The organism is Marinomonas sp. ATLA20 (assembly GCF_057180105.1).
The window spans coordinates 21092-34645 of record NZ_JBXUKU010000017.1; the positions used below are offsets into that span (position 1 = coordinate 21092).

At 42.9% G+C, this 13554-nt stretch carries 12 protein-coding genes; all 12 read right to left on the reverse strand.

The genetic code is table 11. The annotated features are described in order from the left end of the window. The 12 genes from AC2A4J_RS18965 to bioD all read right to left on the reverse strand — a co-directional run bounded on the left by AC2A4J_RS18965 (nucleotide 1) and on the right by bioD (nucleotide 13552). Entirely contained in the window at nucleotides 1-1899 is a 1899-nt protein-coding gene (locus AC2A4J_RS18965) for a hypothetical protein (RefSeq protein WP_484177094.1), read from the reverse strand. 2 nt (nucleotides 1900-1901) lie between these two features. Further along, a complete protein-coding gene (locus AC2A4J_RS18970; protein WP_484177095.1) occupies nucleotides 1902-3794 on the reverse strand; it encodes a hypothetical protein in 1893 nt (630 codons plus the stop codon). A gap of 51 nt (nucleotides 3795-3845) precedes the next feature. Further along, entirely contained in the window at nucleotides 3846-4280 is a 435-nt protein-coding gene (fliJ, locus tag AC2A4J_RS18975; RefSeq protein WP_484177096.1) for a flagellar export protein FliJ, read from the reverse strand. Nucleotides 4281-4333: 53 nt separating this feature from the next. Next, nucleotides 4334-5665: a flagellar protein export ATPase FliI gene (gene fliI, locus AC2A4J_RS18980; RefSeq protein WP_255826028.1), complete on the reverse strand. Its 1332-nt coding sequence runs from the start codon at nucleotides 5663-5665 to the stop codon at nucleotides 4334-4336. Nucleotides 5666-5670: 5 nt separating this feature from the next. Continuing rightward, nucleotides 5671-6477: a FliH/SctL family protein gene (locus AC2A4J_RS18985; RefSeq protein ID WP_255826029.1), complete on the reverse strand. Its 807-nt coding sequence runs from the start codon at nucleotides 6475-6477 to the stop codon at nucleotides 5671-5673. Nucleotides 6478-6484: 7 nt separating this feature from the next. Beyond that, nucleotides 6485-7498: a flagellar motor switch protein FliG gene (fliG, locus tag AC2A4J_RS18990; protein ID WP_484177097.1), complete on the reverse strand. Its 1014-nt coding sequence runs from the start codon at nucleotides 7496-7498 to the stop codon at nucleotides 6485-6487. Beyond that, the gene (fliF, locus tag AC2A4J_RS18995; protein WP_484177098.1) at nucleotides 7495-9171 is read right to left on the reverse strand and encodes a flagellar basal-body MS-ring/collar protein FliF; all 1677 of its coding nucleotides are present in this window, start codon (nucleotides 9169-9171) and stop codon (nucleotides 7495-7497) included. Before fliF ends, fliG begins: the two co-directional genes overlap by 4 nt. A gap of 27 nt (nucleotides 9172-9198) precedes the next feature. Beyond that, nucleotides 9199-9561: a flagellar hook-basal body complex protein FliE gene (fliE, locus tag AC2A4J_RS19000; protein ID WP_484177099.1), complete on the reverse strand. Its 363-nt coding sequence runs from the start codon at nucleotides 9559-9561 to the stop codon at nucleotides 9199-9201. Nucleotides 9562-9650: 89 nt separating this feature from the next. Further along, nucleotides 9651-10997, reverse strand: a complete 1347-nt coding sequence (locus tag AC2A4J_RS19005) for a sigma-54-dependent transcriptional regulator (RefSeq protein WP_484177100.1) — start codon at nucleotides 10995-10997, stop codon at nucleotides 9651-9653. A 1-nt stretch (nucleotide 10998) separates the two neighbouring features. Further along, nucleotides 10999-12153, reverse strand: coding sequence for a sensor histidine kinase (locus AC2A4J_RS19010; RefSeq protein WP_484177101.1), 1155 nt, complete (start codon nucleotides 12151-12153; stop codon nucleotides 10999-11001). Then, nucleotides 12153-12623: a helix-turn-helix domain-containing protein gene (locus AC2A4J_RS19015; RefSeq protein ID WP_484177102.1), complete on the reverse strand. Its 471-nt coding sequence runs from the start codon at nucleotides 12621-12623 to the stop codon at nucleotides 12153-12155. The genes AC2A4J_RS19010 and AC2A4J_RS19015 overlap by 1 nt, the downstream gene beginning before the upstream one ends. 251 nt (nucleotides 12624-12874) lie before the next feature. Continuing rightward, on the reverse strand, nucleotides 12875-13552 hold the full coding sequence (gene bioD / locus AC2A4J_RS19020; RefSeq protein ID WP_484177103.1) for a dethiobiotin synthase: 678 nt from the start codon (nucleotides 13550-13552) through the stop codon (nucleotides 12875-12877). Nucleotides 13553-13554: the final 2 nt, after the last annotated feature.

A 13554-nucleotide genomic window follows, 5' to 3' on the forward strand; every position in this document is an offset into this window, starting at 1 on the left:
TTAAAACTCGTCCAACTCATCGTTAGATTCTTTTATAAATACATCATCCCTATCGTCATCTAAAATGTTAGGTGCCGTTTTAGATATCAAGCCATGAATACGCTCAAGCATCTCATTGATTGACTCTCTTGCCCTATCCAAACGAGCAACACCAACACTACGATCAGACTCAAGCAATGAAAGCGTAGAGGCCGCCATGGACTTCATGCCTTCAATCTGCTCTTGAACTTTACTGATATCATGCTCTATATCTACAGCAAAGCGATGACGAACTTTTTCACTTTCCCCTTCTGATGCCGCAAGGCTCGCTAACACCCCAGCCCTTACTTCGTTTAGGCAACGATCAACATCACCCAACAAAAACACATCTGAAGATAAATCCTTCTCGACTAGAGCCAAGCGCTGTAACACCAATTCATAACCCAATATTAATGAATCCCTAACCTGCTCAGAGAGCAAAGCCATGTCATTTAATTCAACATTAAATACTTCAAACGGGGCTTCATTTACAACAACAATATCATTTGCCGATTGCTCATTGTGATCCGTTTTTTCGTCAATTAGGGATGCTATTTGTTGTAGTTTCGTAATCTTTTCAAGCGAATGTGTTTGCATAGAGGACGCACTCAGCGCATCAAAAATCATCACAACCTTTCTACGCATAGATTCTAATGACTTAGCAAAGCCTGCGTAAGGTGAATCCTGTCTTGATAAACGAATTGGAGCATTCCAAACATCTTGCTCAATTAACTTCAAACTGTGATGCAAAATATTAAACTCTGCCATCTCTGCTTTCGTTTGAATTGAAATAATACATTGAAGACTATCAACATCCTCTTCCACTTCGGAGGCAAAGTGGTGAACACTTAACCAGTGAACGCCATCTGATAAATCCAATTTTAAATCTTGATCTGAAAACAAAATAGAATCAGCAATGCGCTCACCAATAGGGTCATCCAAGCCTGAATCAATGCCAAATAAAGACTCAAATAATGAGGTATTCCTGAACCATAGTCGTTCAGCCCCTGCACTTAACCATGCAATATCACCTTGGCGATTTGTTACAAAAAAAGGCTCAGCCACTTGAGCAAGCGCTTTTTCAACCAAATCAAGATTCTCACTTTGCTGGTCCAGATCAAAATCTCGGGACGCCAACTCATTATCGACTAAGTGACTCAAGTCGGTGAACTCATCTATGATATTTCGAGACTGAATCGCAGAAGCATGACCATGCTTACGATGATCAAGAACAGAGTGCAAACTTGAAAAACCAGAACGCAGCTGACGACTAAACCTAACCGCTAGAATAACTAGAATCGCGGACAACATTAAAAAGATAAAGACAGGCACCCAAATCAACCTTTCAATGAAAAGTTGGCGTTCATAATCCAAACCAACACTTATCTGCAAAAGCTCATCATCTAACGCTTCTAAATGCTCAAAAGTTAAGTAAATGGCACTGCGCTCTTCATCCGTTAAAGGCACTGAGTCCAATTCTTTTAATGACAAAGAATCTAACAAAGCCAATGAATCAGAAATATCTACATCAGATGTCAATTCAAACTCAGTAAGATGACTACTGATCAAGCGATACTCATCCACCAACATCCGATGAAAATAGCTAGCAGACGGCTCATCAACATTATTGTCAGTGCTAAAAATCCCCCGATCACCAACCAATAGCCACTGTAACCAATGCTCTTCTGCACTGTGTACCAAACCAATAAGCCCACTAAGCTTTTCTTGGTGAGCGTTTTGTTTTTGCAAATTAGTGCTCATCAACATATACATGCCAACAAAAGCCAGCAGCAATACAAACAGCAATGCAACAACGCCTTTTTGTAAGCTATTGATCAGCTCTTTTCTTGGAGCCCCAAACGGTGAATGTGGTGTATTCATAGTCAATAATCACTTTCAAGCAAAGATGATGTCGGCCAAAAGCCAGCAACAAAGGATAAATAATTTTTCTTATTAATTACAAAATCACCCTCTTGCGTATCAGCAAGTTGGCTTTTCATATTCTCGTCACCATTCATCATTATGTCAGAAGGCAAAGAGAACTCTCGAACACAGTGACTCGCATTCAAAGTGGCAGACCACTCACATGAAGCAAAAGGCAAGACAACAGCCTCAGACATCCACTCAAGAATGACTGAAAAAGACATTTTATCAACTGAAGAACTAGACTCTTCAGAAAGAAGCCCTTCAGACATTACCCTATCAAAACATCGTCCATCATGAATAAAAAAAGGCATTGAACGAAGCTCATCATCTTCCATGCGCCCCACAGAAAAAGGGGCTTTATAAGGCAACAATGCCAATATCAAATCCGCTTCTATCCAAAACATCCTGCCATATACCTTTCCAAAATAATAACCATTCCTAGAAGGATGTGTAGATTTATTTTTTTCTGGCCATATACAGAATTGGGAAATCTCATTTTTGCCTAATAACCAAGGCTCTAACAAAGGCGCTCCGGCTTGAGTTAACCAAATATTCTTCACCCAAGCACCGCGAGCAGAAACAACAGAGCAAACAGCTTCCACCTCACGAACAAACAAATAAGGTAATGCAAAATACAGCTCCCCCTGCTTAACAACCAACACTTGATTGATAGTCTCTAACAACGGACAACACACAGTATATTGCGGAGAAAGCAAAGGCATATTTAACACAACTTCCGCCCTCACACCTACTTTAGGCTCAAACCAAAAGGACTCCCCCTCAACAAAAAGGTCCCCACTTTCAACCTCATATCGACCAAGACATTCTTGTTGATCAAAAACAAAACGCCCAAACGAAGTATCAATTTCATATAAAAAATACGATAAGTAATCACGACCCAAACACTTTACATATGAAGTTTCAGTGCTTGCTTCTAATGTTCGACCAGAGATATAAACGTAGCCCCCGTGGCGAACAGGGAAATACGCTAACTGCTCGTCTTGCTCAAAAGTGGTCACATTATTAACACTTGGCACTAGCCGCCCAACCTGATCTACATGGTTAAGACTTAATGGAAAAAGGGAACTAAAGACCTGATAAAATAGTGTTTTAAACCTATCTTCAAATAAAGCTAACAGGCGGTATCGAGAATCACGAGACATGGTGACATTTTGAAAAAGAGGCAAAAAGCTCAATTCACACAAGACGCGCAATGGTTCTTTTTCATTAATAGAAAGCATTTGCCATTGAAGTGAAGGAAAGCGTCGTTTCAGCCAAGATAAAGACTGCACACTTATTAATATAAAACGACCATTTATACGAGAACCTTTCACCGAATCTAACTGAAAAGATACTCGCCCAGCACTCGAAAAAGCCTCTAAATAATCGTCCACTCTCAACACATTAGATTGAGTGGAGTCCAGTCGCGCTTCGTAATTTCGATACACTAACGAACTGTCTTTTTCATTAGCAATGGAAATAACAAGGGCCCAACAGGAGCGATCCACAGACAAAAGCTTATCTAACTGTTGCGAACGATCATTAGAAAACTGACCTGCCATGGCGACTTGACAAAGTGCATCAGCTGAAGATAAAAGCGCAGAACGGTAGTGACTAAAATAAGGAGAACCGGATAGTAAAAGCTCATCAACTGCCGCTGTAAAAGAGCTCAAACGTAGATAATAGAGACGATTAGTTATATTTGATAGAGAGGTTTCTTGCAGTGACAATAAAGCCGACTGAAGCTTTTCTAATCCACGACGAGGATGATAGACGTAATCATGCAAAGCCACTTCTATATTAGAAATAGGCAGAGACAAATCAATTAGTCCGTTATCCAATCTCGCCATACTTGATCCTAACAACAAGCCTGTTTGCTATACAAAAAAGCCCATAAAATACTATCGCATATTGTCTAAAAAACGGCGCATGGCGAACTCATCGCTTTGACGTTGCTCTTGCTTAGCTTCAACGACCAATTCTGCTTTGTGGTTTTTTTCTTTTAGCCAATCCATGCTTTTGGTTTTCGAACGAGCTTGCAGCCAGCGTCGCATACTCATGTCTGCCTGCTGCTCAGATCGTCCCACCGCAGCCTCTTGCTGAACAATAGCTTGCTGAACTCGATTCACAAAGTGCTGATAATTCGTTGTTAAATAAGCACTTAATCCAAGCAGATTACGCTCTGACTCATATTGCCCTGCATACTCTCGCAGCTCGTTCAGCTTCTGCTCATCGTACTGCACTTTGGCTTTGTCACGAGCCAACTGCTGTGCGGCCGTATCTTCTTTGCGTTTAGCAAGATCGACTAATATCTGCATTCGATGTGATTTTTTCATGCAAAGCCCATTCAGAAACTAGCTAAATAATAGACGCTTTTACCCGCAATCGTCTACTGCTCCTTCGTCATTGCAGTAACAAGGGCCTGTAAACTCTGATCAATACTAAAGCTTTCACCCAGCGACTGCTGAAGAAAGTTGCGAATTTCTGGCATTTGTATAATAGCTTGATCCAAGTCTGGGTCACTGCCCCTTGCGTAAGCTCCAACAGAAATAAGATCTTGATTTTGTTGGAACTTAGAGTAGAGCTGCTTCACTCGCATTGCTCCATACAAATGATCTTCACTGACTATATGCGGCATAGCTCGGGAGATGGATGCTTCAATATCAATAGCAGGATAATGACCTTCCTCAGCCAAACGCCGAGACAACACAATATGACCATCAAGAATCGCTCGCGACGCATCCGCAATAGGGTCCTGCTGATCATCCCCTTCCGTCAATACAGTATAGAAAGCCGTTACCGAGCCACTGCCATCACAACCATTGCCAGCCCGCTCTACCAACTGAGGAAGCTTAGAAAACACCGATGGCGGGTAGCCTTTTGTCGCCGGCGGCTCTCCAACAGACAATGCAATTTCCCGCTGAGCTTGAGCGTATCGCGTCAGAGAATCCATCAACAATAATACGTTTTTCCCCTGATCCCGATAATACTCAGCGATACGCGTTGCCAACATAGCCGCACGTAAACGCATCAACGCAGAATCATCAGCAGGGGACGCGACGACGACAGAACGAGAAAGACCTTCCTCGCCCAATATTTGATCAATAAATTCTTTTACTTCTCGACCACGCTCACCGATCAAGCCAACAATGGTAATATCCGCTTCAGTATATTTTGTCATCATACCGAGCAACATACTCTTACCCACACCACTGCCTGCAAAAAGACCTAGACGCTGACCTTTACCAACAGTCAGCAAACTGTTTATTGCCTTAATACCAACATCTAAAGGCTCGCTAATGGGCTTTCGTTGTAGAGGGTTAATTACATTTCCGTGCAAAGTCACCGAGTCATTGGTTTTAATAGGCCCTTTTCCATCTAAAGGTTTCCCCAAACCATTTACTACACGACCAAGCAACTCATCACCAACTGGCATCTTACTGTCACCCAGTAGCGGACGAACACGCGCCCCTGGAGAAATCCCCTCAATCGCCTCGGTCGGCATGAGATAAGTTAAATCACCAGTAAAGCCCACCACTTCAGATTCTACCCAGCGATCCTTTCTAACTTGAACAGAGCAACGATCACCAAGAGCCACGACACAACCAACCGCCTCCATGGTCAAACCAACCATACGAGTCACCTTGCCTTCAATTTGAGGCGGTAACGAAGTAGAGGAAACATGACTTAGCTTATTTAGGCGTTCTACAAGAGTGGACACGAGCGTTAAACCTGCTCAGGAAGGGAGAGTTGACGGAGCTCATTACATACTGTTTCTAGTCGCTGCTCTACCCGCCCATCTATATGAAACGATTTTGAATCAATCACAAAACCACCATTAATAAGCGAATCATCTTCTTCCAACTGTATGGTTAAACGATCTTTGACGCCAAGTTCGTCCAAAATAACCACATCAGCAGGATTAAGCCGCAGTCTAACTCTTCCCTCGTATTCGCCAATTTCATCAAATACTCGAGTGAGCTGTTCTTTTAATACTTGATGTCCATCTTCAGTCATTTTCGAAAGACAAACATTTTCAATCATTCTGGTCATTGATTGATACAGAATATTTTCTGCCGCAACACGACTCTCCTCTAAAGGCGATGTCATTTCTTTTACAACATTCGCCAATAAAGTCTCAATTATCTCTAAATGAGCCTGTGCTTCCGCTCTTGCCTGAGCCAGGCCTTCTTCAAAGCCGATAGCTCGGCCTTCTTCGTGGCCTTTTTCAAAACCATCCACTTCACCTTTAGCAAAGCCGTCAGAATGACCTTTTTTGTGGCCTTCCTCTTCACCTTGAATAAAGCCTTCATCATAAGCTGCAGAGCGAATCTCTTCTAATTGCGAAGCCGTTAGCGGCTCATAAATTAAAGAGTCTTCATCTACTTCTTCCGTTGTTATAGCGTCATTTTTCTGTACGAGAATCGCAGGGCCCGAATTCGTTTTTGGCTTATTGTTTTCTAAATGAGGCAGTTCCCAGCGCTCATAAGCCGTTAGCTTCCCTTCTTCTTTTTCCTGTTTTTGATCGGACATACTCTAGTTAAACCATCTGCTCACCGCCGCCACCGAGAACAATCTCTCCGTTATCAGCAAGACGTCTGGCAACGGCCAGAATTTCTTTTTGCGCGACTTCTACTTCACTTACACGGACTGGACCTTTCGCCTCCAAATCATCTTTCAACATGTCTGCGGCACGAGATGACATATTCTTGAAGACTTTTTCTTGCATATCTGGGTCAGCGCCTTTCAGAGCAAGAATCAAGGTTTCAGACTCGACTTCACGCAAAATAACTTGAATACCACGATCGTCTACCTCCAATAAGTTATCAAAGACAAACATCAAATCTTGGATAGTATTCGCCAAATCTTCATCTACATCACGAATAGACTCCATCAACTCCGACTCCACCGAGCTGTCGATAAAGTTCATAATATTGGCAGCCGTACGAATACCGCCAATAGTCGTTGATTGTGTGGAATTATTACCAGAAAACTGACGTTCAAGAATATTATTCAATTCTTGTAACGCGGCGGGCTGAACTGTTTCTAGTGCGGCAACACGCAACACAATATCTAAGCGCACCCGCTCATCAAAGTTAGCTAGAATGTCTGCCGCCTGGTCAGGATCTAAGTAAGATATAACAATGGCTTGAATTTGAGGATGTTCGTAACGAATAACATCAGCAACAGCACGAGACTCCATCCACTTAAGCGTATCAAGCCCTGTTGTATTGCCACCAAGTAAGATGCGGTCAATTAAGCTACCCGCTTTTTCTTCACCAAGCGCTTCTCTTAGCATGTTCCGAATGTAACCATCAGCACCAAGACCTAACCCTGTTTGGTCGCCAACTAACACCAAGAAATCATCTAATACTTTTTCTACTTGATGACGCTGAATGTTAGCTAATTGCGCCATGGTCTGACCGATGCGCTGAACCTCTTTCGGGCCCATATGCTTCAGAATTTGCGCGGCATCAGACTCGCCAAGCGACATCAAAAGGACGGCTGCTTTTTGAACGGAACTTAATTCTGTACCTTGGCCTGCATCACTCATTTGCTTTCCATTACCCACTGTTTAACGACTTGAGCAACACGCTCTGGCTCTTCTGCAATCAAACCGCGAATCGCATTCAATTGACGGTCAATTTTTTCAGGTGAACCAGGCACTAATATATCTTCAGCACTTACAAGAGACACTTGATCATCTGAGATTTCATCCGTTTCATCGGAGAATATTGCTGCCTCAGTATCTTCTGTAACTGCAATTTTATTCTGATCACTAAGGGTTTTCAAAATTGGACGAACCACCACCAGCAATAGAATAAGAACAAATAAACCAACCAATGTTGGCTGTATTAAATTCAAGAACCACGTCTGCTGATAAAATGGCAATTCAACAACAGGCTCTTCAGGTTCAGGCAAAGCAAACGGTGAATTAATCACACTCACACTGTCTCCGCGAGTCGGATCGTAGCCAACAGCATCACGGACTAACAGAGTTAAACGCCCCAACTCATCATCACTCCAAGGAGTACGCACAATTGCGGACGTGTCTGGATTAAGGCTGACTAAATCATCAACAACGACAGCAACAGACAAGCGCCGCACCATACCTTGTTGACGCTTGGTATAACTAATGCTTCGATCAAGTTCAAAATTACGGGTTGTTTCTTCCCGTGATTGACCATTATTAGCCGCAGTATTTCCACCAATAGGAGCTCCGTTTTCATCTACTGCCTCTGGAATAGTCACAGCGCCAGGAGGTTGGTTTGTCAAGGCGCCAGGTATACCACTCGTATTCGCACCTGCGCCTTTATTCTCTCGTAAAGTCTGCTCACTGCGCAAAGCCAACAAATCAGGGTTGTATTGTTCATTGGTTTTTTCAACGGCGGTAAAATCTACATCTGCGGAGACTTCCGCTTTAAATCGCCCCTGCCCAATAACAGGCCCGAGAATATTATTCACTCGCTGTAGCAATACATCTTCAACTTTACGAGCGTAGTCAAACTGTTTACCTGCGACTGACAACTCTGAGTCTGAGTCTTTTTCTGTAAGCAAAGTACCACGCTGATCAACCACGGTGACATCTTTATCACTCAACTGAGATATACTAGAAGCGACTAAATTAACAATCGCCTCTACCTGACTCTTATCAAGACGTCTCCCTGGGTAAAGCTCCAAAAAAACAGAGGCAGAAGGCTTTCGCGTATCACGAACAAAAACAGACTCTTTTGGTATAGCCAGGTGCACCCTTGCGCTTTTAATACTTTGCAGACTAGTAATAGTTCGGCTCAGCTCACCCTCAAGCCCCCTTCTATAGCGAGTCGTTTCAACAAATTGAGAGGTGCCAAGACCTTGCTCTTGATCCATTATCTCCATACCAACAATATTGTCGGAAACAATGCCAGAGCCAGCTAATTTAAGACGAGCTTGATGATAAAAATCGGATTCGACAAGTAAGGCACCTGTATTTTCATCTAATTTAAAAGGGATATTATTAACACTGAGGATTTCGACTATTTGATCCGCGTTGTAATCCGTAATACTGCTTAATACAGGCTTATAATCGGGACCATTCGTCCATAACACAGCAGACAAACCAATTGCGATGGATGCCGCCAAACCGACCATTAACGCAAGCTGACGAATTACCGTCAGCTTATTAAAGCCGGTAACTAACTCGAGATAGAGCTTTTGCTCCGATTGTTCTGCAGGGACATTATCCATTAAAAAGCGCCAAGCGGTTTATTATGCCTAAATAGGCATATTCATGATTTTTTCATACGCGTCTACAAGTTTATTACGCACCTGAGTCATTGCTTCGAATGACACACTCGATTTTTGTAGACCAATCATAACATGAGGCAAATCCACCCCTTCGTCACCGCGTTCATAAGATTGGGCTAATTGTGTAGATTCCTTCTGCAAAGCATTTACATTATTAACTGCGTTTTTCAACATTTCTGCAAAATCAGCACGCTCTACAGCCTGGGTCCCTTCATTTTCACCACCCACCTTGGCAACATTAGACACAGGAGAGCTGGGCGCCTGAACCTGCGACCGCATGTCCCTCATTTGGGACAACACCTGATTAATGTCTGGTCGACCAGAAATCATGTTATTCACCTAAAAAATCACATTTGTACGATTCGAAATATCGCTAATACACAGCTTAGCATAAAGCTAATTAAAACAAGATACAAAAATCAATCAACGTCTATGCCACTTTCTCGCATTTTAGCGATTTTATAGCGTAAAGTTCTAGGACTGATACCCAATTTATCTGCAACAACTTTACGTTTACCGTTTGCATCGACCAATGCTTGCGCAATGATACGAAATTCATGCTGCTGAACCCCCTTACCTAATATTGAAGCTGCACTGTCTTCATCAGCGACGGTTTCAACAACGACAGGCGCCAAACTCATCATATCAAACGCGATATGATCCTCGTTAATCTGCGCATTTGGACTTAGAATCAAAGCTCGCTGAATGACATTATCAAGTTCACGAACATTACCTGGCCAAGGGTGCGATTCCAACTTACTTTGTGCAGATGGTTTTAATACTGCGCCAGTAATCCGCATTTTTGCAGCGTGCTTTGCAAGCAAACTCTGTGCAACAGGCAAGATATCACCTTTTCTCTCACGAATAGGCAGCCAACGCAGCGGAAAAACATTCAGACGATAATACAAATCTTCCCTAAAACCACCATCGCGAACGTAATCAGCAAGATCACGGTTAGTTGTTGCTATAATTCGCACATCCAAAGGAATGGACTTTTTGCCACCAAGGCGCTCCACCTCTTGCTCTTGCAGAACCCTCAATAGTTTGGCCTGCAAGCCAACATCCATTTCAGTAATCTCATCAAGCAACAAAGTTCCACCATTAGCCTGCTCGAACTTACCCGCCTGAGAAGACACAGCACCAGTATAAGCCCCTTTTTCATAGCCAAAAAGAATGGCTTCAAGCATATTTTCAGGAATCGCAGCACAGTTAATGGCAATAAAAGGCGCATGAGGTCGACTGGAGTTCTGATGAATATAGTGGGCAAGCACTTCTTTACCTGTACCACTTTCACCACAAATTAAGACGGTTGAATCCGTAACAGCAACACGTTTTGCCAGCTCCAATAAAGCAATACTGGATGGGTCTTTTGCGATAGGCTGAGGGTTGGCAGATGGTGCCTCTTTTATCGTGTATTTTGCTATGGCGTTGAGAAGCTCTTCTTCTTGAAAAGGCTTCAATAAATAATCAACAGCGCCATCGCGCATTGCTTCTACAGCATGAGCAATATCACCGTAAGCCGTCATCAGCATAATAGGCAATTCTGGATATGTATCAATAACATGGTGCAATAAGCCATAGCCATCCATACCAGGCAGATTCACATCAGATACCACCATGTCAAATAAGCTATGTTTCAATGCGACCACAGCCTCTTCAGCGCTATATACTATTTTGCACTGGTAACTTGCTAACATCAGCGTATCTTCTAACGCCTCAGCCAGCCCTTTGTCGTCTTCTACAATTAATAACTTAACTTCAGACATGTCATACCCTTACAAGAGGAAGCGTCAAACTGGCTGTCGTACCAGCCCCCTCTATACTGTCTATTTCAAATTGCCCGTGATGAGCTCTTGCAATGGCCTTAACAACCATTAAACCCAACCCAGTTCCATGTTGTTTTGTTGTCACAAAGCCTTCTTGGACATGCTCTAAATGTGCTTTAGACATACCCACGCCACGATCTTTAACAGTCAGTGTCACATAGCCGTCATGATTGCGCCAATTAAGCTGGACTGTCTCACCTTCTGATTGTGCATCCACTGCATTATTCAAAAGGTTTAATAAAGCCCCTAATAATGTTTCTTTGTTACATTGAATACAATCTGTCGTTAAAAAAGAGGGCCCTGACGCCTCAAGTTGCATATTTTTTTGATCACAAATCTCTTCGCTATGAGTCGTTAACTCCTTGAGAAAAGCCACAACACTCACCGTTTCATCTAGCTTTATTTCGCTACGGGAAAAAATCAACATATCCCGAATTTGCTTTTCAATATTAGCCAGTCGATCCACCAGCTTATTTGCAAACGTTTGGCGCATAACGGGTGCCAAATCTGGTTTTTGCAAATGGCCTGCATACAGTGTCGCGGATGATAGAGGCGTTCTAATTTGATGAGCTAACGCGGCAACCATTTTCCCCATATTAGACAACCGCTCATGATGATTCAGCTTTTTCTGTAGCAAATACGCTTCCGTCAAATCCACAAGAATGACCAACTGCCCAGGTACATTCCCAAGAGAAGCCGTCTCTACTCGTACGCGACGGCCACTAACCATACTAACATCATGACCATCGTCTTCCTGCGGACGAAAGCTCAGCGGGACAATTGCTCCCCACGACTGACCAACTAACGGCAAATTAAATAAGCGATCTGCAACAGGATTAGCCATTACAACCACACCCTCTTCATTTAGCAATAAAACACCGACAGGCATAGATTCAAAAAGCTGCTGAAACTGCAAAACCAAGACACGATTTTTGTCCTGCTCTTGGCGCTTATCCTGTTCAGATTTTTCTAGTTGCTCATATAATCGAACCACTTCTTGCTGAAGATCCACATAGGACTTTGCCAATACATCAGAAGATTCGGAAAACGCTTTAAACGCGGTTTTTAGCTCCGCTATTTCTTCATCTTTTGTCACTAAAACTCCGATTTATCAATATTATAGCGACGCATTTTTTCAATAAGCGTAGTACGTTGTATTTGTAGGTTTTGTGCCGCTTTAGACACAACTCCTTGAGTAGACACCAAAGCTTGACGAATAAGAAGAGCCTCTAGATGGCGAACATGTAAATTGAGATTCACACCAGAAGCCTGAGGAAAAGAGTGTAATTGCTTAATTTCTTTCAACACAGATGAGAGCATTTGAGAGCGCCAAGGGAGAGGGCAAAACCAAACATGATAATCTCCCACCACATCCATTGACTCGCAAAGCGAGATAACAGGAATCATCTCGTCCAATTCAAAGGACCTTACAGACCGACCAAGCACCACAAAATCAGGCATAGGAAAGGCCGTCAACGAGGTGCCATGCTCAATACCAATAAAGGTCAAAATGCTGGAAACACTCGAAATTTCTTCGTCATCTAGACCGCATAACCAAGCTTTCACACCATCACCTCAACCTTAAAAATAAGCAGCTCTTATCTGGACTCTATTATAATGCGTAGTTACCGCTTACTTTCAAGCATTTACATTGTTTTTCATCGCATAAAACTCATGGAGACCTTTGCACAAAGTCGCGAGCGAAGCTAAGACGAGGCAAAAATAGACGAGAAAGCGGAGTTTATGGGCTATAAATAAGCATTTCGAGTCTATTTTTAACAAAGTATTGGCAAGCACAGCAGTTGTGCGAAGGTCTCCTATAGCGCTAGCAACAATTCATCAAACACCTGCTGCGAATCAACCTCGTTTTCACACCAAGGCAACACGCCTAGCAATGGTGCAGACAGCATACTAGCAAGGCTTGCAAGATTTTCTTCATAACAGGGCATAACTTCAACACCAGTATTGGCAACCCAACCAGCAATCGTCAAGCCATCGCGAGCAATCGCTTCAGCCGTTAATATCGCATGATTTAAACAACCTAGCTTCATGTTAACAACCATAATAACGGGAAAGCCTAGTGATTTCGCCAACCCTGATAAAAGTTCCCTGTCATTCAGAGGTACTCGCCAACCACCAGCCCCTTCCACTAACGCAATATCATGGGGAGTAAGTAATGTCCCTTTTATAAACCCTTCTAACCGAGAAATCGTTACCAAACGCCCTTCTTTCATCGCGGCAATATGAGGTGCAATTGCTTCTTCTAAAACAACCGGATTCACTTGCTCATAAGCTAATTTAACACTGCTTGCCTGCTGAATAAGTAAAGCATCATCATTGCGTAAGTTACCATCAATGCGATCTGCTCCCGCCGCAATCGGTTTAAGTCCAATTGACCTCAATCCTGCGCGTTTGGCAGCATTCAATAACCCCACAGTGACATAGGTTTTACCGGCATCGGTATCAATACCTGTTACAAAAAAACGTTTTTTCACCC